At 57.1% G+C, this 25,906-nt stretch carries 25 protein-coding genes; 10 read left to right on the forward strand and 15 right to left on the reverse strand.

Features of this window, described 5'->3' with window-relative positions; translation table 11 throughout:
- Position 1: 1 nt before the first annotated feature.
- On the reverse strand, positions 2-859 hold the full coding sequence (locus AC0TNG_RS08600) for a triphosphoribosyl-dephospho-CoA synthase (protein ID WP_024907937.1): 858 nt from the start codon (positions 857-859) through the stop codon (positions 2-4).
- Positions 859-2,514, reverse strand: coding sequence for a malonate decarboxylase subunit alpha (gene mdcA / locus AC0TNG_RS08605; protein ID WP_032648362.1), 1,656 nt, complete (start codon positions 2,512-2,514; stop codon positions 859-861). The genes AC0TNG_RS08600 and mdcA overlap by 1 nt, the downstream gene beginning before the upstream one ends.
- A gap of 228 nt (positions 2,515-2,742) precedes the next feature.
- On the opposite strand from mdcA, the gene AC0TNG_RS08610 reads away from it, so the two are divergent.
- The 3 genes from AC0TNG_RS08610 to AC0TNG_RS08620 are packed head-to-tail and all read left to right on the forward strand — an operon-like array spanning position 2,743 to position 4,880.
- Positions 2,743-3,765, forward strand: a complete 1,023-nt coding sequence (locus AC0TNG_RS08610) for a hydrolase (protein WP_024907935.1) — start codon at positions 2,743-2,745, stop codon at positions 3,763-3,765.
- Positions 3,762-3,980 (forward strand): YheU family protein, encoded by a 219-nt coding sequence (locus AC0TNG_RS08615; protein WP_008503016.1) that lies wholly within the window; start codon positions 3,762-3,764, stop codon positions 3,978-3,980. Before AC0TNG_RS08610 ends, AC0TNG_RS08615 begins: the two co-directional genes overlap by 4 nt.
- Positions 3,981-4,010: 30 nt before the next feature.
- Positions 4,011-4,880 carry a phosphoribulokinase gene (locus AC0TNG_RS08620; RefSeq protein WP_008503017.1) on the forward strand — a complete coding sequence of 290 codons (870 nt, stop codon included), beginning with the start codon at positions 4,011-4,013 and terminating at the stop codon, positions 4,878-4,880.
- 66 nt (positions 4,881-4,946) lie between these two features.
- Here AC0TNG_RS08620 and AC0TNG_RS08625 read toward each other — a convergent pair whose 3' ends face one another.
- Positions 4,947-5,351 (reverse strand): OsmC family protein, encoded by a 405-nt coding sequence (locus AC0TNG_RS08625; protein ID WP_008503018.1) that lies wholly within the window; start codon positions 5,349-5,351, stop codon positions 4,947-4,949.
- A 311-nt stretch (positions 5,352-5,662) separates the two neighbouring features.
- On the opposite strand from AC0TNG_RS08625, the gene crp reads away from it, so the two are divergent.
- Both crp and AC0TNG_RS08635 read left to right on the forward strand, forming a co-directional pair.
- Positions 5,663-6,295 (forward strand): cAMP-activated global transcriptional regulator CRP, encoded by a 633-nt coding sequence (crp, locus tag AC0TNG_RS08630; RefSeq protein ID WP_000242758.1) that lies wholly within the window; start codon positions 5,663-5,665, stop codon positions 6,293-6,295.
- Positions 6,296-6,352: 57 nt separating this feature from the next.
- Complete coding sequence (locus AC0TNG_RS08635) at positions 6,353-8,440, forward strand: YccS/YhfK family putative transporter (RefSeq protein WP_473712991.1); 2,088 nt, start codon at positions 6,353-6,355, stop codon at positions 8,438-8,440.
- Here AC0TNG_RS08635 and argD read toward each other — a convergent pair.
- The 4 genes from argD to ppiA all read right to left on the reverse strand — a co-directional run bounded on the left by argD (position 8,437) and on the right by ppiA (position 11,601).
- Positions 8,437-9,657: a bifunctional acetylornithine/succinyldiaminopimelate transaminase gene (gene argD / locus AC0TNG_RS08640; RefSeq protein WP_473712951.1), complete on the reverse strand. Its 1,221-nt coding sequence runs from the start codon at positions 9,655-9,657 to the stop codon at positions 8,437-8,439. The two genes, AC0TNG_RS08635 and argD, sit on opposite strands and share 4 nt — an antisense overlap.
- 86 nt (positions 9,658-9,743) lie before the next feature.
- On the reverse strand, positions 9,744-10,307 hold the full coding sequence (gene pabA / locus AC0TNG_RS08645) for an aminodeoxychorismate synthase component 2 (protein ID WP_048989691.1): 564 nt from the start codon (positions 10,305-10,307) through the stop codon (positions 9,744-9,746).
- Between the two features lie 30 nt (positions 10,308-10,337).
- A complete protein-coding gene (locus AC0TNG_RS08650; protein WP_048989692.1) occupies positions 10,338-10,922 on the reverse strand; it encodes a putative adenosine monophosphate-protein transferase Fic in 585 nt (194 codons plus the stop codon).
- Positions 10,923-11,028: 106 nt separating this feature from the next.
- Positions 11,029-11,601, reverse strand: a complete 573-nt coding sequence (ppiA, locus tag AC0TNG_RS08655) for a peptidylprolyl isomerase A (RefSeq protein WP_023309471.1) — start codon at positions 11,599-11,601, stop codon at positions 11,029-11,031.
- A 278-nt stretch (positions 11,602-11,879) separates the two neighbouring features.
- Between ppiA and tsgA the strand changes: the two genes are divergently transcribed.
- Positions 11,880-13,064, forward strand: a complete 1,185-nt coding sequence (gene tsgA, locus AC0TNG_RS08660) for an MFS transporter TsgA (RefSeq protein ID WP_021242206.1) — start codon at positions 11,880-11,882, stop codon at positions 13,062-13,064.
- 18 nt (positions 13,065-13,082) lie between these two features.
- Here the strand turns inward: tsgA and AC0TNG_RS08665 are convergent, their stop codons facing one another.
- On the reverse strand, positions 13,083-14,384 hold the full coding sequence (locus tag AC0TNG_RS08665) for a cytosine deaminase (RefSeq protein ID WP_024907928.1): 1,302 nt from the start codon (positions 14,382-14,384) through the stop codon (positions 13,083-13,085).
- Between the two features lie 239 nt (positions 14,385-14,623).
- Between AC0TNG_RS08665 and nirB the strand changes: the two genes are divergently transcribed.
- The 4 genes from nirB (at position 14,624) to AC0TNG_RS08685 (ending at position 19,312) form a co-directional block, all read left to right on the forward strand.
- Complete coding sequence (gene nirB, locus AC0TNG_RS08670) at positions 14,624-17,167, forward strand: nitrite reductase large subunit NirB (protein WP_233396107.1); 2,544 nt, start codon at positions 14,624-14,626, stop codon at positions 17,165-17,167.
- Positions 17,164-17,490, forward strand: a complete 327-nt coding sequence (gene nirD / locus AC0TNG_RS08675) for a nitrite reductase small subunit NirD (protein WP_008503027.1) — start codon at positions 17,164-17,166, stop codon at positions 17,488-17,490. Before nirB ends, nirD begins: the two co-directional genes overlap by 4 nt.
- Positions 17,491-17,624: 134 nt before the next feature.
- Positions 17,625-18,998, forward strand: a complete 1,374-nt coding sequence (gene cysG, locus AC0TNG_RS08680; RefSeq protein WP_024907926.1) for a siroheme synthase CysG — start codon at positions 17,625-17,627, stop codon at positions 18,996-18,998.
- Positions 18,999-19,141: 143 nt separating this feature from the next.
- Complete coding sequence (locus tag AC0TNG_RS08685; RefSeq protein ID WP_008503029.1) at positions 19,142-19,312, forward strand: YhfL family protein; 171 nt, start codon at positions 19,142-19,144, stop codon at positions 19,310-19,312.
- Positions 19,313-19,455: 143 nt separating this feature from the next.
- On the opposite strand, the gene trpS is transcribed toward AC0TNG_RS08685, so the two are convergent.
- From trpS to aroK, 7 genes are all read right to left on the reverse strand, one after another.
- Positions 19,456-20,460 carry a tryptophan--tRNA ligase gene (trpS, locus tag AC0TNG_RS08690; RefSeq protein WP_148769869.1) on the reverse strand — a complete coding sequence of 335 codons (1,005 nt, stop codon included), beginning with the start codon at positions 20,458-20,460 and terminating at the stop codon, positions 19,456-19,458.
- A complete protein-coding gene (gph, locus tag AC0TNG_RS08695) occupies positions 20,453-21,214 on the reverse strand; it encodes a phosphoglycolate phosphatase (protein ID WP_024907924.1) in 762 nt (253 codons plus the stop codon). The genes trpS and gph overlap by 8 nt, the downstream gene beginning before the upstream one ends.
- Complete coding sequence (gene rpe / locus AC0TNG_RS08700; RefSeq protein ID WP_024907923.1) at positions 21,207-21,884, reverse strand: ribulose-phosphate 3-epimerase; 678 nt, start codon at positions 21,882-21,884, stop codon at positions 21,207-21,209. The genes gph and rpe overlap by 8 nt, the downstream gene beginning before the upstream one ends.
- A 41-nt stretch (positions 21,885-21,925) precedes the next feature.
- Positions 21,926-22,738, reverse strand: a complete 813-nt coding sequence (gene dam, locus AC0TNG_RS08705) for an adenine-specific DNA-methyltransferase (RefSeq protein ID WP_024907922.1) — start codon at positions 22,736-22,738, stop codon at positions 21,926-21,928.
- A gap of 67 nt (positions 22,739-22,805) precedes the next feature.
- Positions 22,806-24,122 carry a cell division protein DamX gene (gene damX, locus AC0TNG_RS08710; protein WP_061716371.1) on the reverse strand — a complete coding sequence of 439 codons (1,317 nt, stop codon included), beginning with the start codon at positions 24,120-24,122 and terminating at the stop codon, positions 22,806-22,808.
- A 92-nt stretch (positions 24,123-24,214) separates the two neighbouring features.
- Positions 24,215-25,303 (reverse strand): 3-dehydroquinate synthase, encoded by a 1,089-nt coding sequence (aroB, locus tag AC0TNG_RS08715; protein WP_473712954.1) that lies wholly within the window; start codon positions 25,301-25,303, stop codon positions 24,215-24,217.
- Between the two features lie 57 nt (positions 25,304-25,360).
- Complete coding sequence (aroK, locus tag AC0TNG_RS08720; RefSeq protein WP_003861630.1) at positions 25,361-25,882, reverse strand: shikimate kinase AroK; 522 nt, start codon at positions 25,880-25,882, stop codon at positions 25,361-25,363.
- Positions 25,883-25,906: the final 24 nt, after the last annotated feature.

A 25,906-nucleotide genomic window follows, 5' to 3' on the forward strand; every position in this document is an offset into this window, starting at 1 on the left:
CTTAATGCTTTGAATAAGGCGTTTCGACGCGGTCGAGAAACAGCGTGGCGGCAAGCAGGTCGGCAGCGCCGCCCGGTGAGGCGTTAAGCGCCAGCATCTGACGGTCCAGGCTCGCCAGCGCCTGCTGGCCCGCCGCCGTTGCACAGCCTCCGGCGTTCAGTACCGCACGGGCACCGCTCTGCATGGCGTCCAGCCCCTCCATTCCGGCGCGCGACAGCACGCAGGTGTCGGTGAGCGACGTCATGATCGCCATCAGCGCGTCGAGCCTGGCATGCGTTTCGCTGCTGCCGTTGAGACGGCTGAGGCGAAGCTGCGGCAATGCGCGCTGCATAACGTGCGGGAACGCCTGCTGCGCCTCTTCGCGTGCGCCCGGCACGCGGTAGCGGTGCGTGGCGCGCAGGCCTTTGCTGAACACTTTGGGCGCCGCCTCGTCCGGTAGCTTTGCCAGCTGCGCGGCGGTGCGGGCGACATCTTGCGCCCTGGCATCACCGCCGAGCATCGCCACCGCGCTGACCAGCAACCCCAGCGCCCAAATCGCGCCGCGATGGGTGTTTACGCCCCCGGTTGCGGACATCATTTGCTGCTCGCCTTCGCGACCGAGTCGCCCGACGGTTTGCCGAAGCGCAATATCTGCCGGACGCTGCCAGCTTTGCTGCGCCAGCGCCTGAAACGTGGAGGTCAGGCTGTGCGCGGAGCGCTCCATCAGCGCAAGGGATAAATCGTGGTGCGCGCCGTTCCCCCGACTGTCCACCAGACCGGGTTTCGGGCTTAAACGTGCTTCGTCAATCAGACACTGCGTGGCGGTTCGCGCCAGCCATTCGGCACCGCCTTCAACCTGAATCTGGGGGAGAAGTTTCATTACCAGCTCCGGAATTTCGCAGGTGGGTTATACAAACCGCCGGACCACTCAACGAGGTCAGACACGCTGCCCGCAGCCAGCAGAGAGCGGGTGGCGTCAGTGCGGCGAATCCCCATATCTTCCGGATACACAACCTTGCCGCTCTGGCGCAGTTCCGCCACGCGTTTGGCGTCCACGCCCAGGCCGATGTCGGTGATCCCCGCGACGGCGGCAACCATGGCCCGACGCTCCTCCAGATCTTTCGCCCGGTAGAGGTAGGCAATCCCCTCTTCCGTCAGCACGTGCGTCACGTCATCTCCGTAAATCATCACCGGTGCCAGCGGCATGCCGGAGGCTTTCGCCACGTCTACGGCATCGAGTTTTTCCACGAAGGTTGGCTTCACGCCTGCCTGGAAGGTTTCGACCATCTGCACGACCAGCTTTTTACCGCGCTGCATCGGGTCCGGCTCGGTGATCATGTTCAGCCAGGCCGGCGTGGCGTGGCGGCGACCGTGCGGGTCATGGCCCATGTTTGGCGCACCGCCGAAGCCGGAAAGACGACCGCGGGTCACGGTTGAGGAGTTGGCGTAACCGTCTACCTGCAGCGTAGAGCCGATAAACATATCCACCGCGTACTGACCTGCCAGCTGGCAGAAGGCACGGTTGGAACGCATAGAGCCGTCGGCACCGGTAAAGAAGACGTCCGGACGAGCACGGATGTACTCTTCCATCCCCAGCTCGCCGCCGAAGCAGTGCACGCTCTCCACCCAACCGCTTTCGATGGCGGGGATCAGCGTCGGATGGGGGTTCAGCGTCCAGTGTTTACAGATTTTGCCCTTCAGGCCGAGCTGTTCGCCGTAGGTGGGCAGCAGCAGCTCGATCGCTGCGGTGTTAAAGCCGATACCGTGGTTCAGGGACTGCACCTGGTGCTCCGCGTAGATGCCTTTGATGGCCATCATCGCCATCAGGATATGTTCCTGTTTAATGAGGCGCGGGTCGCGGGTGAACAGCGGTTCGATAAAGAACGGCTTGTCGGCAACCACGACGTAATCGATCCAGGAGCCCGGGATATCCACGCGCGGCAGCTCGCATTCGTCGTCCACCAGCTCGTTCACCTGCGCGATGACGATGCCGTCGTGGAACGCAGCGGCTTCCACCAGCGCCGGGGTATCTTCGGTGCTCGCCCCGGTGTAGAGGTTGCCTTTGCGGTCGGCTTTAAAGCCGGCAATCAGCGCCACGTTGGGCGACAGGTCGACGTAGAGACGTGAGTAAAGTTCGATGTAGGTGTGAATTGCGCCGATTTCGAGCTGACCGTCTTCCAGCAGCTGGGAGATTCGCAGGCTCTGCGTTCCGGAGAAGGAGAAATCCAGCTTGCGGGCGATGCCTTTCTCGAAGATATCCAGATGCTCGCTGCGGCCGACGCTCGGCATGATCATATGCAGGTCGTGGACAATTTGCGGGTTCACTTCGGCCAGCGAGCGGGAAAGGAAATCCGCCTGCTTCTGGTTGTTACCTTCCAGAACGACCTTGTCGCCAGGCGCGATCAGTTTTTCCAGCATGGCGACAAGATCGCCGGTTGGCAGTACCTTGCCCTGCACCGGTACGGACGCCAGGCGACGCGCTTTTTCGCTGCGTCGCGTGTTCCATTGCCGGGTGGGTGTTTGCCCAGATAACATTATTAACCTCCTGATTCAGCTAATCATTTTGATTTGCTTAACGTTGAGTAAAGTGTGCGCTCTGGTGAGAAAGGCATCAATTAAGCGTAGAGTGGAATCATTAGCCTGAGAGTAATAATCAAGGTAAAGATTTGTGATCGGGATCAGTTCATGTTTCGGAAAACCAGGCTAAACGGGGTACAATTCGGAAAGTACCGTAAATTTCTGACAAGAATCAGCATCGCCCTTATGACCCAAATCATTCCATCAGACTTCGACATTGCGGCCGAAGACAGCACTGAGTTCGTGCCTATGCGCGGCGTGGCCAATCGCCATTTGCAGACCATGCTGCCGCGACTGATCCGCCGCAAGGTTCAGTTCACCCCACACTGGCAGCGGCTTGACCTGCCAGACGGTGATTTTCTGGATCTCGCCTGGAGCGAAGCGCCGGAGCAGGCCCGCCATAAGCCGCGTCTGGTGGTCTTTCACGGTCTGGAAGGCAGCCTGCACAGCCCATATGCACACGGGTTAATTGAGGCGGCAAAAGCGCGCGGCTGGCTCGGCGTGGTGATGCATTTTCGCGGCTGCAGCGGCGAACCGAATCGTCAGAAACGCATTTATCACTCGGGTGAAACCGAAGACGGAACGTGGTTTTTACACTGGCTGCGGGACAACTTTGGCACCGTGCCGACCGCCGCGGTGGGCTACTCGCTGGGCGGCAATATGCTGGCCTGCCTGCTGGCCAAAGAGGGTGAAACCGTCCCGCTGGATGCCGCCGTCATTGTCTCCGCACCGTTTATGCTGGAGCAGTGCAGCTACCACATGGATAAAGGCTTTTCCCGCGTCTATCAGCGCTACCTGCTCAACCTGCTGAAGGCCAACGCGGCGCGTAAGCTGAAAGCCTATCCGGATACCCTGCCGGTCAGCCTGCGTCAGCTGAAAAAGGTGCGCCGTATTCGCGAGTTCGACGACCTGATCACCGCGAAAATCCACGGCTTCGCCGATGCGATTGACTATTATCGTCAGTGCAGCGCCATGCCGCTGCTCAGCAAGATCACGCAGCCGACGCTGATCATTCATGCCAAAGATGACCCGTTTATGGATCATCACTCGATCCCCGCTCAGGAATTCCTGCCCGACAACGTTCACTATCAGTTGACCGAGCACGGCGGCCACGTCGGGTTTATCGGCGGTACGCTGCGCCGCCCGAAAATGTGGCTTGAGACGCGTATTCCTGACTGGCTAACCCCTTATCTGGACGGTGCAAAATGATTATTCCCTGGCAGGATCTGGCTCCCGAAACGCTCGATAATCTGATTGAAAGCTTTGTATTACGCGAAGGCACCGATTATGGTGAACAGGAACGCTCGCTTGAGCAAAAGGTCAACGATGTAAAGCGCCAGCTGAAAAGCGGCGACGTGGTGCTGGTGTGGTCAGAACTGCATGAGACGGTCAATATCATGCCCCGCAACGCGTTTCACGGCTGATCTTCCACCCTTTTCAGTCAGGGAGTTGCTATGTCTGCCAGACATCCGGTTATTGCCGTTACGGGGTCGAGTGGTGCGGGAACCACCACCACCAGCCTCGCCTTTCGCAAGATTTTCGCCCAGCTGAATCTTCGTGCGGCGGAGGTCGAAGGCGACAGCTTTCACCGCTACACGCGTCCGGAGATGGATATGGCCATCCGTAAAGCGCGCGATCTGGGTAAACACATCAGCTATTTCGGCCCGGAAGCCAATGACTTCGGCCTGCTGGAACAAACCTTTATAGAGTACGGTCAGAGCGGCAAAGGGCAGTCCCGCAAGTATCTGCATACCTATGATGAAGCCGTTCCCTGGAATCAGGTGCCGGGGACGTTCACCCCGTGGCAACCGCTGCCGGAACCCACCGACGTGCTGTTTTACGAAGGATTGCACGGTGGCGTGGTCACTCCTCAACACGACGTGGCGCGCCACGTGGACCTGCTGGTCGGCGTGGTCCCTATCGTTAACCTGGAGTGGATCCAGAAGCTGACGCGCGACATGAGCGAGCGCGGCCATTCACGAGAGGCGGTGATGGACTCGGTGGTGCGCTCCATGGAAGATTACATCAACTTCCTGACACCGCAGTTCTCCCGCACCCATATCAACTTCCAGCGGGTGCCGACGGTGGACACCTCCAACCCGTTTGCCGCCAAAAGTATCCCGTCCCTTGATGAGAGCTTTGTGGTGATCCATTTCCGCAATCTCGAAGGCATTGATTACCCCTGGCTACTGGCCATGCTGCAGGGCTCGTTTATTTCGCACATGAATACGTTAGTCGTGCCGGGCGGAAAAATGGGGCTGGCGATGGAGCTCATCATGACGCCGCTGGTGGAGCGACTGATGGAAGGGAAGCAGATCGCGTGAACATGTTCCCTCTCCCTGTGGGAGAGGGTTAGGGTGAGGGCATCAACACGCACGATGCCCCAATAATTAAGCCTCGATCACTTCATACGAATGCGTGATTTTTACCGCTTTCTCCAGCATTAACGCCACAGAGCAGTACTTCTCCGCAGACAGATCCACCGCACGCGAGACCGCTGCGTCCTTCAACTCTTTACCGGTGACCACAAAGTGCAGATTAATATGGGTGAACAGGCGTGGCGCCTCTTCGCGACGTTCTGACGTGAGTTTAACCTCACAATCCGTCACGTCATGACGACCTTTTTGCAGAATCGACACCACGTCAATGGCGCTGCATCCCCCTGCCGCCATCAGCACCATTTCCATTGGGCTTGGCGCTTTATCGCCGGAGTTACCGTCCATCAAAATCTGGTGTCCTGACGCGGACTCGCCCAGGAACGTTAAACCTTCAACCCATTTCACGCGCGCTTGCATATTCTTAAACTCCAACGTTGCATTTTTGGTGACAGATTACGCGTGCGTTACATTTCTCGCAATGGAAGGCGACCTGCATCATGCTGAAGCGAGACACCAGGAGACACGCGGCGAAAGCTATGCTAAAACACTCTGGATGCTACAGTAATACATTGACGTTACACATGTATGCAGAGGACATCAAACTTTACTGGCTGCGAAACGTTACGGTAGCCGACTTCCCAGGGTATGGGTAAGAATTCGATTGCAACCCCAGAGTCCGGATGCATCTGATGACTCTGGTGACAGCTTATAACAGAGGATAACAGCGCATGGTGCTTGGCAAACCGCAAACAGACCCGACTCTCGAATGGTTCTTGTCTCATTGCCACATTCATAAGTACCCATCAAAGAGCACGCTGATTCACCAGGGTGAAAAAGCGGAAACGTTGTATTACATCGTTAAAGGCTCGGTGGCAGTGCTGATCAAAGATGAAGAAGGGAAAGAGATGATCCTTTCTTATCTGAACCAGGGCGATTTCATCGGTGAACTGGGCCTGTTTGAAGAGGGCCAGGAACGTAGCGCCTGGGTTCGTGCAAAGACAGCATGTGAAGTGGCTGAAATTTCTTACAAGAAGTTCCGTCAGCTGATTCAGGTTAACCCTGACATCCTGATGCGTCTTTCTTCCCAGATGGCGCGCCGTCTGCAGGTCACCTCAGAGAAAGTGGGCAACCTCGCCTTCCTGGACGTGACAGGCCGTATCGCACAGACCCTACTGAACCTGGCGAAACAGCCAGACGCTATGACCCACCCGGACGGCATGCAAATTAAAATTACCCGTCAGGAAATTGGTCAGATCGTCGGTTGCTCCCGTGAAACAGTGGGCCGTATCCTGAAAATGCTGGAAGATCAAAACCTGATCTCTGCCCACGGTAAAACCATCGTGGTTTACGGAACGCGTTAATTCCGCTTAAACGGCGTGCCATCGCAAGGTGTCACGCCGTTTTTGTCTCTACTCCCCATGTGGCGCAGGCTGATCTATCACCCGGAAGTTAACTACGCACTGCGACAAACGCTGGTGTTGTGTCTTCCTGTGGCCATAGGCCTGATCCTCGGACATCTTCAGCAAGGTCTGCTGTTTTCCCTCGTGCCTGCCTGCTGCAACATCGCCGGTCTGGACACGCCGCATAAGCGCTTTTTCAAACGCCTGATTATCGGCGGCTGCCTGTTTGCGGGCTGTAGCCTCGCCGTACAGCTTTTACTGGCTCGTGATATTCCGCTGCCGCTGATCCTGACCGTGCTGGCGATGACCCTCGGCGTCACGGCGGAAATCAGTTCTCTGCACGCCCGCCTGCTTCCCGCGTCGCTGATTGCGGCCATTTTCACGCTGAGCCTCGCCGGGAATATGCCGGTGTGGGAGCCGCTGCTGATCTACGCCCTGGGGACATTATGGTACGGCCTGTTTAACTGGTTCTGGTTCTGGCTGTGGCGGGAGCAGCCGCTGCGTGAATCCCTGAGCCTGCTCTATGTGCAGCTTGCGGATTACTGCGAAGCCAAATACACCCTGCTGACCCAGCATACCGATCCGGAAAAATCCTTACCGCCCCTGCTGACGCGCCAGCAGAAGGTGGTGGATCTGATAAGCCAGTGCTATCAGCAGCTGCATATGCTCGCCGCCAACAAGAACCACGAATACAAACGGCTGCTGCGCACCTTCCAGGTAGGCCTGGATCTGCAGGAGCATATCTCCGTGAGCCTGCACCACCCGCAGGAGGTGCAAAAGCTGGTCGAGCGCAGCCACGCCGAAGCGGTGATCCGCTGGAACGCGCAGACCGTCTCGGCACGTCTGCGGGTGCTGGCAGACGATATTCTTTACCACCGCTACCCCACACGCTTTAACATGGAAAAACAGCTGGGCGCGCTGGAGAAAATCGCCCGTCAGCATCCGGATAACCCGGTCGGCCAGTTTGCCGCCTGGCACTTCAGCCGCATCGCCCGCGTGCTACGCACCCAGCGCCCGCTCTATCCGCGCGATCTGATGGCGGATAAGCAAAAACGCCTGCCGTTATTGCCCGCGCTCAGGAGCTATCTGTCGCTTAAATCGTCCGCCCTGCGCAACGCCGCACGAATTAGCGTGATGCTCAGTACCGCCAGCCTGATGGGCATGGCGCTGCATCTGCCGAAACCCTACTGGATCTTAATGACCGTGCTGTTTGTCACCCAGAACGGCTACGGCGCCACGCGGGTGCGTATTCTGCATCGGGCTGGCGGAACGATGGCCGGGCTGATCATCGCGGGCGTGACGCTGCACTTCCACGTGCCGGAAGGCTACACCCTGGCAGGGATGCTGGCGATCACGCTGGTGAGCTACCTGATTATCCGCAAAAACTACGGCTGGGCGATGGTGGGCTTCACGGTGACGGCGGTATACACCCTGCAGCTACTCACGCTCAATGGCGAACAGTTTATTGTCGCCAGGCTGATCGATACCCTGATCGGCTGCCTGATTGCCTTCGGCGGTATGGTCTGGCTCTGGCCGCAGTGGCAAAGCGGACTGCTGCGCCAGAATGCCCACGACGCGCTGGAGGCCGACCAGCAGGCCATTCGCCTGATCCTGAGCGACGACCCGCAGCCCTCTCCGCTGGCTTATCAGCGCATGAAGGTCAACCAGGCGCACAACGCCCTGTTCAACTCACTCAACCAGGCAATGCAGGAGCCGGGCTTTAACTCGCACTATCTGGCAGACATGAAGCTCTGGGTGACGCACAGCCAGTTTATCGTCGAGCATATTAACGCCATGACCACGCTGGCGCGCGAGCACACGATGCTGACGCCGGATCTGGCGCAGCGCTACCTGCAGTCGTGTGAAATTGCGCTGCAGCGCTGTCAGCAGCGTCTGGAATATGACTCGCCGGGTGAGTCGGGAGATTCGAACATTCTGGAAGCGCCGGAAACGTTAACCCACGGGCCAATGAGCACCCTGGAGCAGCATTTGCAGCGCGTACTGGGGCATCTGAACACCATGCACACCATTTCTTCGGTGGCATGGCGTCAGCGTCCGCATCACGGGATTTGGCTAACCCGCAGGTTGAAGCGGACGGCGTATTAACCTTTTACGATCTTCGCGACCGCGGCGGCAAAGCGGGTTAACCCGTCTTCGATGTCTTTATCTTCCACCACCAGCGACGGCGCAAAGCGCATCACGTCCGGCCCGGCGTTCAGCACCATCACCCCTTCGCGAGCGGCGGCATGCAGGAAATCACGCGCGCGTCCCTTGTACTGCGGCTTCAGCTCAGCGCCAATCAGCAGTCCCATCCCGCGGATCTCGCTGAACACGTCGTACTGCTCGTCAATCTTTTGCAGGTGTTTTACGAACAGCTCGCGCTTCGCGCTAACGCCGTTCAACACCTCCGGCGTGTTGATGATGTCGAACGCGGCGCCCGCTACGGCGCTCGCCAGCGGGTTACCGCCGTAGGTTGAGCCGTGAGAACCGACGTGGAACGCGGAGGCGATCTCCTGCGTCGTCAGGACCGCACTTACCGGGAATCCACCGCCGAGCGCTTTGGCGCTGGTCAGAATATCCGGCGTCACGCCGTAGTGCATATAGGCAAACAGGTCCCCGGTACGTCCCATTCCGCACTGCACTTCATCAAAGACCAGCAGCGCCTGATATTCGTCGCACAGCGCGCGCAGCCCTTTCAGGAATTCCGGGGTTGCCGCAGTCACGCCGCCTTCACCCTGGATCGGCTCGACAACAACTGCGCAAGTGTGGTCGTCCATTACCGCTTTCACCGCGTGCAGATCGTTAAACGGCACGTGGACGATATCAGCCGGTTTCGGGCCAAACCCGTCGGAATACTTCGGCTGGCCGCCAACGGAGACGGTAAAGAAGGAGCGTCCGTGGAAGGCGTTGTGGAAGGCGATGATTTTGGTTTTGTACGGGCTATGGCGCGTTGTCGCGTAGTAGCGCGCCAGCTTAAAAGCGGTTTCGTTGGCTTCGGTGCCGGAGTTCATAAACAGCACGCGCTCGGCAAAGGTCGCATCAATGATCTTGCGGCCCAGGCGCAGCGCCGGTTCGTTGGTGAACACGTTGCTGGTGTGCCACAGGGTTTCCCCCTGGGTTTTCAGCGCCTCCACCAGCGCGGGATGGCAATGACCCAGCGCCGTGACCGCAATACCGCCCGCGAAATCCACATACTCTTTACCCTGCTGATCCCAGACGCGGCTGCCTTTCCCCTTCACCGGGATAAACTCAGCCGGTGCATAAATCGGCAGGATCACTTCATCGAATGTCGCGCGGGTAATTGCTGGTTGTTCAGTTGCCATGTCATGACCATCCATTTTATGTCACAGTGATTGTGAAAATATAATCACAAAATATGCATAAAAAATCACAGCAAGGCAACAGTTATTCAGCGATGGAGGAAATTTGCCAGCAGCGCGTGCCCTTGTTCACTGAGGATGCTTTCCGGATGGAACTGCACGCCTTCGAGATCCCATTCGCGGTGGCGAATCCCCATGATCTCCTGCGTATCGCTCCAGGCGGTGACCTCAAAGCAGTCGGGCAACGTCGACGGGTCAATGACCAGGGAATGGTAGCGCGTCACGGTTAACGGATTATTGAGCCCCGTGAACACTCCGGTGCCCGTGTGGGTGACCGGCGAGGTTTTACCGTGCATCACTTTGGCGGCGCGCACGATGGTGGCGCCAAACGCCTGGGCAATCGCCTGATGGCCCAGACAGACGCCCAGGATCGGCAGCCTGCCGGCATAGTGCTGGATAACCTCCAGTGAAATACCCGACTCCGACGGGGTGCAGGGCCCCGGTGAAATAACGATTTTCTGAGGAGCCAGCGTCTCGATATCGGCGAGATCGATCTCGTCGTTGCGACGAACAACCACCTCTGCACCCAGTTCACAAAAATACTGGTAAAGGTTCCAGGTGAAGGAATCGTAGTTATCAATCAGCAGAATCATGGCGGCTCCCGAAAAAAATGCCGCCCTATTCTACTCAGATTCCCGCGCTTCGCTCACTACTTTGGCAAAGATAGCGTTTAGCGCGGTTAAATCACCCGTTGCGCCGCTGCGGTTAGCCGCCACCCACTGTTCGGGATCGATATCGCGCCAGTCCAGCGCGTAGCCCGCGTGGAGCGCCAGCTGCTCGAAGAAAACGCGCTGGGCAATACCGTTGCCGCGCATGAAGGGATGCAGCATGTTGATTTCGCAGTAATAGTGGCTAACCCGGTCAACAAACGCCGCTTTCTCAAGACCCACGAGATACTTTTCGCTTTCCAGCGCCGCCATCAGCTCATTACCCATTTTTTCGATGTATTCGAAATGGCAGAAGGGAATATCACCCTTGAATATATCATCGGTACGGAACTCGCCTGCCCGCTTCATCTCTCTGCGGTAGAGATGGCGGTGAATAAGGCACAGATGGGGTAACCCGGGCGCGGAAGGCCCAAGCTCAAGGGTCTCAATGTCGGGATCCGATGGACCATTACCTTTCTCAAGGAGACAACTGGCCTGAAAGTTGACGCTACGCTGCTGCTCCCAGAGACGGGATTTTTGCTTGTCGGTGAGTTTTTTCACTTAACGCCTCCCTGAATAGTCCGTTTGCCACAAGTATAAGCAGCAAAACGCGCTTTCGCAGGGAGGGCGACATAACGCGGGCATGAGAAGCCCGCGTTCAGAAGAATTACGGCAGAACTTTTGCGGAGAGGATCACGACAGGTTTTGACGGCACATTCTGATACGGACCGACGTCGTGAGTAGGCACCTGAGAAATCTTGTCGGCCACGTCCATCCCTTTCACGATTTTACCGAAGACCGCATAGCCGAAGTCACGCTGGCCGTGGTCGAGGAAGGCGTTATCCGCCACGTTGAGGAAGAACTGGCTGGTCGCGCTGTCTTTGTCTGCGGTACGCGCCATGGAGATGGTGCCGCGCTTGTTCAGCAGGCCGTTGTCCGCTTCGTTTTTAATAGGCGGGTTCGGCTGCTTCTGCTGCATCTGCTCGTTGAAGCCGCCGCCCTGCACCATAAAGCCAGGGATCACGCGGTGGAAGGTCGTGTTGTTATAGAAACCACTGTTCACGTAGTCGAGGAAGTTTTTCACAGAAACCGGAGCTTTCTGGCTATTCAGTTCCAGCTCAATGTTCCCGGCGGAGGTGGTCAGCAGAACGTGAGGGTCCCCTTTGGCTGCCAGCGCAGCAGGGGAAACGGCAGAAAGAGCAAACACAGCTGCGACAGCCGCCAGTGTTGATTTGAGCATGAGAATTCCTTAACAAAGCGCAGTATAAAAAGCGAATGGCTTGATTCTAAAGAGCAGTATGAACGGAGACCAGCCTTTTACCTAATTTTACGAAATTGAAACAGTTGTAACCACGCAAACGGTTGGCTTTAGGGTCTTTTTGTGTGATCAAGATCACACAAAAACATGCAATGAAGTTCTAATTTCTCTTAAAAGATATGAATAGATCACTTTAATGTCTAAAATCTGCCCGCTCTCAGCGCCCCCTGGGCGCTTTTCTTTTTCTGAACAGGCCAGACATGACTAACAGCAATCGCATCAAGCTCACATGGATCAGCTTCTTCTCCTACGCCCTGACCGGCGCGTTGGTGATCGTCACCGGGATGGTGATGGGAAATATCGCAGACTACTTCCAGCTGCCCGTTTCCAGCATGAGTAATACCTTCACCTTCCTCAACGCAGGGATCCTGATCTCTATTTTCCTGAATGCCTGGCTGATGGAAATCGTGCCGCTGAAAACCCAGCTGCGTTTTGGCTTTGTGCTGATGGTCGCCGCCGTGGCTGGCCTGATGCTAAGCCACAGCATCGCGCTGTTCTCAGCCGCGATGTTCGTGCTTGGTCTGGTCAGCGGGATCACCATGTCGATCGGTACGTTCCTGATTACCCATATGTATGAAGGCCGCCAGCGCGGCGCGCGCCTGCTGTTTACCGACTCCTTCTTCAGCATGGCCGGAATGATTTTCCCGATGGTCGCGGCCGTTCTGCTGGCGCGCAGCATCGAGTGGTACTGGGTCTATGCCTGCATTGGTCTGGTCTACGTTGCCATCTTCATTCTGACCTTCGGCTGTGAATTCCCGGTGCTGGGCAAGAAAGCGCAAACCACCGCAGAACCCGTCGCGAAAGAGAAATGGGGTATCGGCGTGCTGTTCCTCTCCATCGCCGCCCTGTGCTATATCCTGGGCCAGCTGGGCTTTATCTCCTGGGTACCGGAATACGCCAAAGGTCTGGGCATGAGCCTGAACGATGCGGGTAAACTGGTGAGCGATTTCTGGATGTCTTACATGTTCGGCATGTGGGCGTTTAGCTTCATCCTGCGCTTCTTCGACCTGCAGCGCATTCTGACCGTACTGGCAGGTCTGGCGACCGTGCTGATGTACCTGTTCATCAACGGCTCCCCGGAACATATGCCGTGGTTCATTCTGACCCTGGGCTTCTTCTCCAGCGCGATCTACACCTCGATCATCACCCTGGGCTCCCTGCAGACCAAAGTGGCCTCGCCGAAGCTGGTTAACTTCGTTCTGACCTGTGGCACCATCGGCACCATGCTGACCTTCGTGGTGACGGGCCCGATCGTTGCCCACAGCGGCCCGCTGGCCGCGCTGCATACCGCGAACGGTCTGTACGCCGTGGTGTTCATCATGTGCTTCATCCTGGGCTTTGTGACCCGCCACCGCCAGCACAACGCGGCAGCGGCATCGCACTAAACCCTGCGCCCCTTTGCATTAGGCAGAGGGGCTGTTTCTGGCGAAACTTACCTCTTCTCCTCCGGTATCCATCTGGATCCAGGTCTGCGCCAGCTGCGTGGTGGCAATGATCCGTCCCTGACGAATCGACCAGCGCACCGGCACCTGGCAGCGCACCGCTTCAAACCCGCTCTCCGCAGGCAAAATAATCAGGTTTGCCGGGTTTCCCGTTTCAATACCGTAATCGCTCAGGCCAAAGGTCCGGGCGCTGTTGTGGGTGATGAGATTCAGGCCGCTGTCGATTTGCGGATAGCCCATCATCTGGCAGACGTGTAGCCCCATATGCAGCACCTGCAGCATGTTGCCGGTACCGAGCGGGTACCACGGGTCGAAGACGTCGTCGTGACCGAAGCAGACGTTTATGCCCGCCTCCTGCAACTCTTTCACCCGGGTGATGCCGCGACGCTTCGGATAATCATCAAAGCGCCCCTGCAGGTGGATGTTGACCAGCGGGTTAGCGACGAAGTTAATCCCCGACATTTTCAGCAGGCGGAAGAGCCGCGAGGTGTAAGCGCCGTTGTAGGAATGCATGGCGGTGGTGTGGCTGGCCGTCACGCGCGGCCCAATACCGGCCTCATACGCCAGCGCGGCCACCGTCTCGACAAACCGCGACTGTTCGTCGTCGATTTCGTCGCAGTGAATATCCAGCGGACGGTCATACTTCTTCGCCAGCTCGAACGCGATGTGCAGCGACTGGACGCCATACTCGCGGGTGAACTCGAAGTGTGGGATCGCCCCCACCACGTCGGCCCCCAGCTTTAACGCCTCTTCCAGCAGCGCCGCGCCGTTCGGGTAAGAGAGAATACCTTCCTGCGGAAACGCGACAATTTGCAGCGTTACCCACGGCGCCACCTCCTGCTTCACCTCCAGCATCGCCTTCAGGGCGGTGAGCGTCGGGTCGGAGACATCCACATGGGTGCGAACAAACTGGATGCCGTTGGCAATTTGCCACTTCAGCGTTTTCCAGGCGCGCGCTTTAACGTCCTCGTGGCTGAGCAACGCCTTGCGCTCCGCCCAGCGCTCGATGCCTTCGAACAGCGTGCCGGACTGGTTCCAGTTCGGCTCGCCCGCCGTCTGGGTGGTATCAAGATGGATATGCGGCTCAATGAAAGGCGGGATAGCCAGCCCACCGCGCGCATTCAGTACTTCATAACTTTCGGCATGGGTTTCGTCCATCGGGGTGATGTCACCAAATCGCCCGTTCTCAATAGCGAGCTGCCACAGCCCTTCCCGACCCGGTAAACGAACATTCTGAACAAGCCATAACGGTGCTGTAGACATACCTTTCCCCTAAAAAACGCCGCTGATATTCAGGCGTATTAATTCTGGCAAAACCGCCCCTGAGTTGTACACAAATTCAACGAACACGAAAAGCCTGTGATTTCCGCCACTTATAAAAACCCTGACAAATCAGTTATATACCACCTAAGGAGTAGGCGAAGGCGTATTTGATTTGCATCAATAAGCGCCCCTGCTGAATCGTTAAGGTAGGCAATAATAGAAAAGAAATCGAGGCAATAATGAGCAAAGTCAGACTCGCTATCATCGGTAACGGCATGGTCGGCCACCGCTTTATCGAGGATCTTCTCGATAAGGCCGATGCTGAGCAGTTCGATATTACCGTGTTCTGTGAAGAACCCCGCAAGGCGTACGACCGTGTGCACCTCTCTTCCTATTTCTCCCATCATACCGCCGAAGAGCTCTCTCTGGTGCGTGAAGGTTTTTACGAGAAGCATGGCGTAAAAGTGCTGGTGGGCGAACGCGCTATCACCATCAACCGTCAGGAAAAAGTGATCCACTCCAGCGCCGGGCGTACGGTTTTTTACGACAAGCTGATCATGGCGACGGGCTCCTATCCGTGGATCCCGCCGATTAAAGGCTCGGAAACGCAGGATTGCTTCGTCTACCGTACCATTGAAGATCTCAACGCCATCGAATCCTGCGCACGCCGCAGCAAGCGCGGTGCGGTGGTCGGCGGCGGTCTGCTGGGCCTGGAAGCGGCTGGCGCGCTGAAAAACCTCGGCGTTGAAACCCACGTCATCGAATTTGCCCCGATGCTGATGGCCGAACAGCTGGACCACATGGGCGGTGACCAGCTGCGTCGTAAAATTGAGAGCATGGGCGTGAAGGTTCACACCAGCAAGAACACCAAAGAGATTGTCCAGGAAGGCACCGAAGCACGCAAAACCATGCGCTTTGCCGACGGCAGCGAGCTGGAAGTGGACTTCATCGTCTTCTCCACCGGTATTCGTCCGCGCGACAAGCTGGCGACCCAGTGCGGGCTGGCCGTGGCGCAGCGCGGCGGGATCATGATTAACGACACCTGCCAGACCTCCGATCCGGATATCTACGCTATCGGCGAATGCGCCAGCTGGAACAACCGCGTATACGGTCTGGTGGCGCCGGGCTACAAAATGGCGCAGGTCGCCGTGGACCATATCCTCGGCAGCGAAAACGCGTTTACTGGCGCAGACATGAGCGCCAAGCTGAAGCTGCTGGGCGTGGACGTAGGCGGTATTGGCGATGCGCACGGCCGCACCCCGAATTCCCGCAGCTATGTCTATCTGGACGAAAGCAAAGAGGTCTACAAACGACTCATCGTCAGCCAGGACAACAAAACCCTGCTCGGCGCGGTGCTGGTGGGCGACACCAGCGACTTCGGTAATCTGCTCCAGCTGGTGCTCAACGCCATCGAACTGCCGGAAAACCCGGACGCGCTAATCCTCCCGGCGCACGCCTCCAGCGGCAAGCCGTCCATCGGCGTGGATAAACTGCCGGACAGCGCGCAGATTTGCTCCTGCTTCGACGTGACCAAAGGTATGCTGATCTCCGCGATCAACAAAGGGTGCCACACCGTTGCGGCGCTGAAAGCGGAAACCAAAGCCGGTACCGGCTGCGGCGGCTGTATTCCGCTGGTCACTCAGGTGCTGAACGCCGAACTGGCGAAACAGGGCATCGAAGTGAACAACAACCTGTGCGAGCACTTCGCGTATTCTCGCCAGGAGCTGTATCACCTGATCCGCGTGGAAGGCATTAAGTCCTTCGACGAACTGCTGGCGAAGCACGGCCAGGGCTACGGCTGTGAAGTGTGTAAACCGACCGTCGGCTCCCTGCTGGCCTCCTGCTGGAACGAGTACGTGCTCAAGCCGGAGCACACGCCGCTGCAGGACACCAACGACAACTTCCTGGCCAACATCCAGAAAGACGGCACCTACTCCGTGATTCCACGCTCGGCCGGTGGTGAAATTACGCCGGAAGGGCTGGTCGCGGTGGGCCGTATCGCACGTGAATTTAACCTTTACACCAAAATTACCGGCTCCCAGCGTATCGGCCTGTTCGGCGCGCAGAAGGACGATCTGCCGGAAATCTGGCGTCAGCTGATTGAAGCGGGCTTCGAAACCGGCCACGCGTACGCCAAAGCGCTGCGCATGGCGAAAACCTGCGTGGGCAGCACCTGGTGTCGCTACGGCGTCGGCGACAGCGTGGGCTTCGGCGTGGAGCTGGAAAACCGCTACAAAGGCATCCGTACCCCGCACAAAATGAAGTTTGGTGTCTCCGGCTGCACCCGCGAATGTGCGGAAGCGCAGGGTAAAGACGTGGGTATTATTGCCACCGAGAAAGGCTGGAACCTGTATGTGTGCGGCAACGGCGGGATGAAACCGCGCCATGCGGACCTGCTGGCGGCGGATCTCGATCGCGACACGCTGATTCAGTATCTCGACCGCTTCATGATGTTCTACATCCGTACCGCCGATAAGCTGACCCGTACCGCCTCATGGCTCGATAACCTCGAGGGCGGCATCGACTACCTGAAATCGGTCATCATCGACGACAAGCTGGGCCTGAACGAGCATCTGGAAGCGGAAATGGCGCGCCTGCGCGAGGCGGTGATCTGCGAGTGGACGGAAACCGTCAACACCCCGGCGGCGCAGACGCGCTTCAAACACTTTATCAACAGCACCCAGCGCGACCCGAACGTACAGGTTGTGCCGGAGCGCGAACAGCATCGTCCGGCGACGCCGTATGAACGTATTCCGGTCACGCTGGTGGAGGAAAACGCATGAGCCAGTGGGTAAACATCTGCAATATTAACGACATTCTCCCCGCCACCGGCGTCTGTGCGCTGCTGGGCAACGAGCAGGTGGCGATTTTCCGCCCTCGTCACGATGAACAGGTTTTTGCCATCAGCAATATCGACCCGTTCTTCGAGGCCAGCGTGCTCTCCCGCGGACTGATTGCCGAGCACCAGGGTGAACTGTGGGTCGCCAGCCCGTTGAAAAAGCAGCGTTTCCGCTTAACCGACGGACTCTGCATGGAAGATGAAAGCTTCTCGGTCAAACACTACGACGTCCGCGTGAAGGACGGCGAGGTGCAGCTGAAAGCGTAACCCCTCGCCTTTTCAATAGGAAAGGCTTATGACCCCTTATGGGTAACGGCAGGAAAAACCGTATGTTCTGTACGATTCCTGCTGTTATCCTGACGTCAATTCTTCCCCCGCCATGAATGCTGTGAGGTAACGTCGTGGATCACCTGCCGATTTTTTGTCAATTACGCAACCGCGACTGCCTGCTCGTGGGCGGCGGCGACGTGGCCGAGCGCAAAGCGCGCCTGCTGTTAGAGGCTGGCGCCCGCCTGACCGTGAATGCCCTGTCCTTCGCCCCCCAGTTTGAGGTTTGGGCTCAGGAAGGGATGCTCACGCTGGAACAGGGCGCGTTTAATGAATCCCTGCTGGATACCTGCTGGCTGACCATTGCCGCGACGGATGACGATGAAGTGAACCAGCGCGTGAGCGATGCCTGCGAAGCGCGCCGTATCTTCTGCAACGTGGTGGATGCGCCGAAAGAGGCCAGCTTTATCATGCCGTCGATTATCGACCGCTCGCCGCTGATGATTGCGGTATCGTCCGGGGGGCGTTCACCGGTTCTCGCGCGTCTGCTGCGGGAAAAACTGGAAGCCCTGTTGCCCCAGCATCTTGGTCAGATTGCGCATTATGCCGGGCAACTCCGCTCCCGCGTGAAGCAAACCTTCTCGACAGTGGGCGAGCGCCGTCGCTTCTGGGAAAAATTCTTTGTGAACGACAGGCTGGCGCAGTCGCTGGCGAATCAGGATACCAAAGCCGTTGAAGAGACGACCGAACAGCTGCTGAGCGAACCGCTGGACCATCGCGGTGAAGTGGTGCTGGTAGGCGCAGGCCCTGGAGATGCGGGTTTGCTGACGCTGAAAGGACTACAGCAGATCCAGCAGGCGGATATCGTGGTCTATGACCGTCTGGTCTCCGATGACATCATGAACCTGGTACGCCGCGATGCCGACCGCGTCTTCGTGGGCAAACGGGCGGGCTACCACTGCGTGCCGCAGGAGGAGATTAACCAGATCCTGCTGCGCGAGGCGCAGAAAGGTAAGCGCGTAGTGCGCCTTAAGGGCGGCGATCCGTTTATCTTTGGTCGCGGCGGCGAGGAGCTGGAAACCCTGTGCGACGCGGGCATTCCGTTCTCCGTCGTGCCGGGCATTACGGCAGCATCCGGCTGCTCAGCGTACTCTGGCATTCCGCTGACCCACCGGGATTACGCCCAGAGCGTGCGTCTGGTGACGGGCCACCTGAAGACCGGCAGCGAGCTGGACTGGCATAATCTGGCCGCCGAAAAGCAGACGCTGGTGTTCTACATGGGGCTGAACCAGGCCGCCACGATCCAGGCGAAGCTGCTGGAGCACGGTATGAATGCGGATATGCCCGTCGCGCTGGTCGAAAACGGCACCGCCATTACGCAGCGCGTGGTGGATGGCGTGCTGACGCAGCTCGGTGAGCTGGCGCAGCAGATTGAAAGCCCGGCGCTGATTGTGGTGGGCCGCGTGGTTGAACTGCGCGACAGGCTGAACTGGTTCTCGAATCACTAACGCATATTCTTCCTTCCCGGAGTAGTCCTTAAGCGGACTACTCCCCTCTTACCGCTGTCGATAACATACCGCCCCGAAGTGGAACTTTTCCCTTTATTCCCTTGAGTTACATCCAATTTTCGTTTTTAAGACAAGGAATGCGTATGTTCAAACTGGCAAAAGCCGCCGTTCTGGTTGGCCTGTTATCGACGCTGACTGCCTGCACCGGTCACGTACAGAACACCAAAAATAACTGCAGCTACGATTATCTGCTGCACCCGGCGATCTCCATTTCGAAGATCATCGGCGGTTGCGGCCCGGCGGCGCAGCAGTAAGCGTTTTACAGGCGTAAAAAAACCGGGATGTCCCGGTTTTTTTGTTTAGGGAAGTGCGGCCTGATGCCCTCACCCTGACCCTCTCCCACAGGGAGAGGGAACAAACCCTAAAAACGGTAACGTGGTTACCGTTTTGCTTTTACTTAAGGTTTACCCACAAACCCAATCGCGTTGTATACCGCTTTCAGGGTTTCGGACGCGCGCGCGCTGGCTTTTTCCGCGCCCTCTTTCATTACCTTCTGCAGGAAGGCTTCGTCGTTGCGATAGCGGTTATAGCGCTCCTGCAACTCGGTCAGCATCCCGGAAACGGCGTCTGCCACTTCGCCTTTCAGGTGGCCGTACATCTTGCCTTCGAAGTGCTGTTCCAGCTCAGGAATGCTCTGGCCGGTCACGCCGGAGAGGATATCCAGCAGGTTGGAGACGCCCGCTTTGTTCTGCACGTCGTAACGCACTACCGGCGGCTCGTCGGAGTCGGTGACCGCACGCTTGAGCTTTTTGACGACGGATTTCGGGTCTTCCAGCAGGCCGATAACGTTGTTGCGGTTATCGTCAGACTTGGACATCTTTTTGGTCGGCTCCAGCAGCGACATCACGCGCGCACCGGATTTTGGAATAAACGGCTCTGGCACTTTGAACACATCACCGTAGATCGCGTTAAAGCGCTGGGCGATATCGCGGCTCAGCTCAAGATGCTGCTTCTGGTCTTCACCCACCGGCACCTGGTTGGTTTGATACAGCAGGATGTCTGCCGCCATCAGCACCGGATAGTCAAACAGACCGGCGTTGATGTTTTCAGAGTAGCGCGCGGATTTATCCTTGAACTGGGTCATGCGGCTCAGCTCGCCGAAATAGGTGTAGCAGTTCAGCGCCCAGCCCAGCTGCGCGTGCTCCGGCACGTGAGACTGAACGAAGATGGTGCTTTTCTCAGGATCGATGCCGCAGGCCAGGTAGAGCGCCAGCGTATCGAGAGTGGCTTTGCGCAGCTTCTCAGGATCCTGACGCGCGGTAATCGCATGGAGATCGACGATGCAGTAGATGCAATGGTAGTCATCCTGCATGCTGACCCACTGACGTAACGCACCCATGTAGTTACCAATGGTCAATTCACCTGAAGGCTGTGCGCCACTAAAAACGATGGGCTTAGTCATTATTCAATTCCTGATGTTCACTGTGCGAAAGCCCGAGTGCGGGCAACAAATCTTTGAAGTGGTCGAAGACCACATCCGGCTCACTTAGCGTGATGGCCTCACCGTAGTTGTAGCCATAGGTTAATCCGACGGAAGGACACCCTGCCGCTCGGGCAGCCAGAATATCATTGCGCGAATCCCCGACAAAGAGCAGCTCCGCGGGCGTTAAGGATAATTTTCCTGCCACCAGCAAAAGCGGTTCCGGATGCGGCTTTTTGTTCTGCACGTCATCGCCGCCCACAATCACGGAGAAATACTTCGCGATATCGAGCGCTTCCAGCAGAGGCGCAACGAACGGGGTTGGCTTGTTGGTCACCAGCCCCAGCGGGATGCCCTTCGCGTGCAGCGCGCTCAGCGTTTCCTGAACGTCCGGGAACAGGAAACTGCCCTCCTCGACGGTCTCTTCGTAGAAACGATCGAACAGTTTGCGCAGAATACGCAGCTGCTCATCCTTAGGAATATCCGCGTGATCGACGCTCGGTTTACCCTGCGCGGAACGCTGCGACGCGCGCTCCTGGCGAGCCCACGTCAGCGCACGCTCCATCAGAACATCGGCGCCGTTGCCAATCCACGTTACCACGCGTTCTTCACCTGCAACGGGCAGCTCAAGTGCGTACAGCGCCTGATCTACGGCGCTCGTTAAGCCCGGCGCGCTGTCGACCAGCGTACCGTCGAGGTCGAATGCCACACCCCGAATAGCCTGTAATTTATCCATGACTTACCTTCGCCAGCTCGCGGCGCATTTCATCAATGACTTTTTTGTAATCCGGTTGGTCGAAAATGGCTGAACCGGCAACGAACATATCCGCGCCCGCTGCCGCAATTTCACCAATGTTATTCACTTTCACACCGCCGTCCACTTCCAGACGAATATCGTAGCCTGACTCGTCAATACGACGGCGGACTTCACGCAGCTTATCCAGCGTGTGGGGGATAAACGACTGGCCGCCAAAGCCCGGGTTAACGGACATCAGCAGGATCACGTCCAGCTTGTCCATGACATAGTCGAGATAGCTCAGCGGCGTGGCCGGGTTAAACACCAGACCTGCTTTACAGCCGTTCTCTTTGATCAGCTGCAGCGTGCGGTCGACGTGTTCAGAGGCTTCCGGATGGAAGGTGATGATGCTGGCACCCGCCGCGGCGAAGTCAGGCACGATGCGGTCAACCGGTTTCACCATCAGGTGAACGTCGATCGGCGCGGTAATGCCATAGTTACGCAATGCCTTGAGCACCATTGGACCAATGGTCAGATTCGGAACGTAGTGGTTATCCATCACGTCGAAATGGACGACATCTGCGCCAGCCGCGAGAGCTTTGGCGGTATCTTCACCCAGACGGGCAAAATCGGCCGACAGAATTGAGGGAGCAATCAAAAACTGTTTCATCCGCTTCTCCTTGAAATGTGTTTACCGGCGGGCAAAACGGCTCAGGGGCGATAAAGAGCCAGGAGTTCGTCCACCTTTTTACGTGTGCCGCCGTTGCTGCTAATGCTACGCCGCACCTTAACCTGAAAATGCTTCGCGGCTTTGTACCATTCGCGCGTATCAGGGGTATCGTGATTCGAAATTAACACCGGAATTCTTTTGCTGACCAGCTTTTCCGCCATCTCCGCCAGACGAGCCTGTTCGGCCGGGCTGAAGCTGTTGGTGTGATAGGCGGTGAAGTTCGCCGTCGCAGACAGCGGCGCGTAAGGCGGGTCACAGTAAACCACCGAGTTTACGCCTGCCAGTTCCATACACTCTTCATAGGAGAGGCAATGAAACTCTGCGTTCTGCGCTTTTTCGGCAAAGTGATACAGCTCGTCCTGCGGAAAATACGGGCGCTTATAGCGGCCAAAAGGCACGTTAAATTCCCCGCGCAGGTTATACCGGCACAGGCCGTTGTAACCATGTCGGTTGAGGTAGAGGAACAGCAGGGCTCTGCGGAACGGGTCCTGGCTCTGGTTAAACTCCGCGCGGTACTGGTAGTAAACGTCCGGGTTATTGTTCTCGGGCGTAAACAGTTTGCGCGCCTCGGCGACATACTCATCGGTACGCAGCTTAACGATGTTATAGAGGCTGATAAGGTCGCTGTTGATATCCGCCAGGATATAACGAGAAAAATCGGTGTTGAGGAACACCGATCCTGCACCCACGAAAGGTTCGATAAGACACTCGCCTTTAGGCAGGTGCTTTTTAATATCATCGAGCAGGGGGTATTTCCCCCCTGCCCATTTCAGAAAAGCGCGATTTTTTTTCATGCTGACTAACTGATTACACCTTCTCCAGCTGTGGAGAAAGCTCCGACAGCATCCTGCGCTTTAAACATTACTTCAGATCGGCCTGAACCTGATGAATCGGCTTCGCCCATGGGTTTTTCGCCTGAACATCAGCTGGCAGCGCCGCTACGGCACGTTTTGCTTCATCTTTGGACGAATAAACACCGCTCACCAGCACATACCACGGCTGACCGTTACGGGTCGTCTGATAAACAACGTAGTTTTTCAGATTTGATTTCTTCGCCCAGCTGTTGAGGTTGTCATAGTTAGACGAACTGCTCAGCTGCAGCGTGTAGTTGCTGGATGGCGCAGACTTCAGCGAGCCAACGTTACCTGCAGTTTTACCTGCTGCGCTGCTGGAGGCTGTTGCCGTGGCTGCTGGAGCCGTTGCTGCAGGCGCAGCTGTGGCAGCCGGTGCCGTGGTGGTCGCCGTGGCTTTCGGCGCAGTCTGCGTGACGGGCGCTTTAGCTGGCTCGCTCACCGCGGCCGTTTCGGTATGTTTCGGCTGTGCCGGTACGGCTTTCACTTCAGGCGCTTTAACGACTGCCTGAGGTTTGGTTTCACGCTTAGGCTCAATCACCGCCTGCTTACGTTCAGGACGTGCCGCAGTCTGCGTCTGGCGCGGCTTGGTTTCCGTCGCGGCCGCTTGCGGCTGAGCGTTACCACCGCGAACCGGGGCAACGGTTGCAGGTTCAGTTGGCAGCGTAGAGTTAACCACGACGTTATCAACCTGCTGCTGGTTCTGCGGCTGCGTCAGCGCATTGTTCAGGTCTCCCTGAACTTCTACGCGCTGCTGGCCTTCAGGCGTAGCAGGTGACTGACCCTGAGCAGGGGTTGAAGAAACAGGCGGCAGAGAAACATCCTGCGGCGCTGTGGTGTTCCCTGCGGTCTGCTCTGCGGAAGTGGTACCCGGAGCAGGCTGCGCACCATTCGCCTGATTGGACGCATCGTTACCGGACAGGTTGATGCTCTTCTCAGCGGAAGCCGTTTGCTCGGTTGAGTTCGTTGATGGTGCTTTAAGCGCGGAGCCAATGCCGACAATCAGCAGCACAAGCACCAGAACGCCAAGGCCCATCATGATGTACTGGCGGGACGCCGGTTTAGGCGTAGCGGCTTTTTTACGTTTACGCGGGCGACGCTCTACAGGCTGTTCGTCCATTGAATCTTCTTCGGACTCATAATCCTCTTCTGCTCGCTCCTCGTGCGCGTTGCGGCTGCGCGAAGGGCGACGATCGTCTGCATCCAGATCAACATCGTCAAAGTTGATCTGCGGCTCGTTATCACGTTCTGAAGATTGACGAGAACGACCAGTACGACGATCGCTGGGATCGGGTTTCAGCTCGTCTTCTGGTTTGAATTCATCCATTTAACACCCCACTCAAAGGCTTATGCCAACGACTTTGCATTTCACCTGAAGCTAAACGACCACCTGCGACAGTGGCCTGACCTTTCTAGTTGTTACGCCTGCTGACAGTCAGCGATAGCGCCAAGAACGACATCGTGCGGCACTCCGCCGCGCACTTCACTCTTCCCTATTGCAAGCGGGAGTACAAGACGCATCTCGCCTGCCAATACTTTTTTATCGCGCATCATGTGGGGTAAATACGCTTGCGCCGACATCTCCTGCGGCCCGGTTACCGGCAAACCTGCACGCGCAAGCAGCGCAATGATGCGTGCCGTCTCTTCCGGCTTGAACTGCCCGAGACGTTCGGAGGTGCGAGCCGCCATCACCATGCCGGCCGCAACGGCTTCACCGTGCAGCCAGTTACCGTAGCCCATTTCGGCTTCAATCGCGTGACCAAACGTATGCCCAAGATTCAGTAAAGCACGTAAGCCCGTTTCACGCTCGTCTGCGGCAACAACTTCTGCTTTCAGCTCACAGCAACGACGAATGCAGTATGCCAGTTTAGCCTCATCCAGGCCCAGCAGCGCATCCATATTCTCTTCAAGCCAGCTAAAGAACTCGCCATCCAGAATAATGCCGTATTTGATCACTTCCGCCAGACCAGAAGCCAGCTCGCGCTTCGGCAGCGTTTTCAGACAGTCGAGATCCACCACCACCGATGCGGGCTGGTAGAAGGCGCCAATCATGTTTTTACCGAGCGGATGGTTGACTGCCGTTTTGCCACCGACAGAGGAGTCGACCTGGGACAGCAACGTGGTCGGGATTTGAATAAAACGGACGCCACGTTGATAGCTTGCGGCCGCAAAACCGGTCATATCGCCAACAACACCGCCGCCCAGGGCAAGCAGTGTTGTATCGCGACCGTGTGGTTTTTGCAGCAATGCGGTAAAGACGGTATCCAGTACCGTCAGGCTTTTATACTGCTCGCCATCGGGGAGAATCACACTGTCGACTTTTACGCCCGCCTGCTCAAGCAGGTGGCGTACGCGGTCGAGATAAAGCGGAGCCAGCGTCTCATTGGTGACCAGCATCGCCTGATCACCCGCTTTCAGTGGTAAAAAGGAAGCTGGGTCGTTAAACAAACCAGCCGCGATGGTGATAGGGTAACTACGTTCCCCGAGAGTAACTGTAATCCTCTCCATGACGCGACATCCACCTTTAATGCTTTTACCCGCAGGCGAGTGTATATAAAGCCAGAATCAGTTGCTTTCCAGCATATGAATAATCTGGTTTGCAACCACTTTAGCGCTCTGGTCGTCAGTACGAATGGTCACATCGGCAATCTCTTCATACAGCGGATTGCGTTCATCGGCCAACGCTTCCAGAACTTCGCGTGGTGGCGTTTCAACCTGCAGCAGCGGGCGCTTTTTATCGCGCTGCGTACGTGCCAGCTGTTTCTCGATAGTCGTCTCAAGATAGACCACTACGCCACGGGCGGAGAGACGGTTGCGGGTTTCGCGAGATTTCACAGAGCCGCCGCCTGTTGCCAGAACGATGCCCTGTTTTTCCGTGAGTTCGTTGATCACTTTTTCTTCTCGGTCACGGAAACCTTCTTCGCCTTCTACGTCGAAAACCCAGCCCACATCAGCTCCGGTTCGTTTCTCAATCTCTTGATCAGAATCGTAAAATTCCATATTGAGTTGTTGAGCTAACTGACGCCCAATAGTGCTTTTGCCGGCACCCATAGGCCCAACCAGAAAGATATTGCGTTTCTCTGCCATTTTATCGGTACTACTAAGACTATT

It is taken from the genome of Enterobacter sp. PL_is514, from assembly GCF_055816715.1.

Bases quoted from the DNA above. Each gene is read 5' to 3' on its own strand.
- AC0TNG_RS08600 (WP_024907937.1), bottom strand. From the start codon at position 859: ATGAAACTTCTCCCCCAGATTCAGGTTGAAGGCGGTGCCGAATGGCTG.
- mdcA (WP_032648362.1), bottom strand. From the start codon at position 2,514: ATGTTATCTGGGCAAACACCCACCCGGCAATGGAACACGCGACGCAGC.
- AC0TNG_RS08610 (WP_024907935.1), top strand. From the start codon at position 2,743: ATGACCCAAATCATTCCATCAGACTTCGACATTGCGGCCGAAGACAGC.
- AC0TNG_RS08615 (WP_008503016.1), top strand. From the start codon at position 3,762: ATGATTATTCCCTGGCAGGATCTGGCTCCCGAAACGCTCGATAATCTG.
- AC0TNG_RS08620 (WP_008503017.1), top strand. From the start codon at position 4,011: ATGTCTGCCAGACATCCGGTTATTGCCGTTACGGGGTCGAGTGGTGCG.
- AC0TNG_RS08625 (WP_008503018.1), bottom strand. From the start codon at position 5,351: ATGCAAGCGCGCGTGAAATGGGTTGAAGGTTTAACGTTCCTGGGCGAG.
- crp (WP_000242758.1), top strand. From the start codon at position 5,663: ATGGTGCTTGGCAAACCGCAAACAGACCCGACTCTCGAATGGTTCTTG.
- AC0TNG_RS08635 (WP_473712991.1), top strand. From the start codon at position 6,353: ATGTGGCGCAGGCTGATCTATCACCCGGAAGTTAACTACGCACTGCGA.
- argD (WP_473712951.1), bottom strand. From the start codon at position 9,657: ATGGCAACTGAACAACCAGCAATTACCCGCGCGACATTCGATGAAGTG.
- pabA (WP_048989691.1), bottom strand. From the start codon at position 10,307: ATGATTCTGCTGATTGATAACTACGATTCCTTCACCTGGAACCTTTAC.
- ppiA (WP_023309471.1), bottom strand. From the start codon at position 11,601: ATGCTCAAATCAACACTGGCGGCTGTCGCAGCTGTGTTTGCTCTTTCT.
- tsgA (WP_021242206.1), top strand. From the start codon at position 11,880: ATGACTAACAGCAATCGCATCAAGCTCACATGGATCAGCTTCTTCTCC.
- AC0TNG_RS08665 (WP_024907928.1), bottom strand. From the start codon at position 14,384: ATGTCTACAGCACCGTTATGGCTTGTTCAGAATGTTCGTTTACCGGGT.
- nirB (WP_233396107.1), top strand. From the start codon at position 14,624: ATGAGCAAAGTCAGACTCGCTATCATCGGTAACGGCATGGTCGGCCAC.
- nirD (WP_008503027.1), top strand. From the start codon at position 17,164: ATGAGCCAGTGGGTAAACATCTGCAATATTAACGACATTCTCCCCGCC.
- AC0TNG_RS08685 (WP_008503029.1), top strand. From the start codon at position 19,142: ATGTTCAAACTGGCAAAAGCCGCCGTTCTGGTTGGCCTGTTATCGACG.
- trpS (WP_148769869.1), bottom strand. From the start codon at position 20,460: ATGACTAAGCCCATCGTTTTTAGTGGCGCACAGCCTTCAGGTGAATTG.
- gph (WP_024907924.1), bottom strand. From the start codon at position 21,214: ATGGATAAATTACAGGCTATTCGGGGTGTGGCATTCGACCTCGACGGT.
- rpe (WP_024907923.1), bottom strand. From the start codon at position 21,884: ATGAAACAGTTTTTGATTGCTCCCTCAATTCTGTCGGCCGATTTTGCC.
- dam (WP_024907922.1), bottom strand. From the start codon at position 22,738: ATGAAAAAAAATCGCGCTTTTCTGAAATGGGCAGGGGGGAAATACCCC.
- damX (WP_061716371.1), bottom strand. From the start codon at position 24,122: ATGGATGAATTCAAACCAGAAGACGAGCTGAAACCCGATCCCAGCGAT.
- aroB (WP_473712954.1), bottom strand. From the start codon at position 25,303: ATGGAGAGGATTACAGTTACTCTCGGGGAACGTAGTTACCCTATCACC.
- aroK (WP_003861630.1), bottom strand. From the start codon at position 25,882: ATGGCAGAGAAACGCAATATCTTTCTGGTTGGGCCTATGGGTGCCGGC.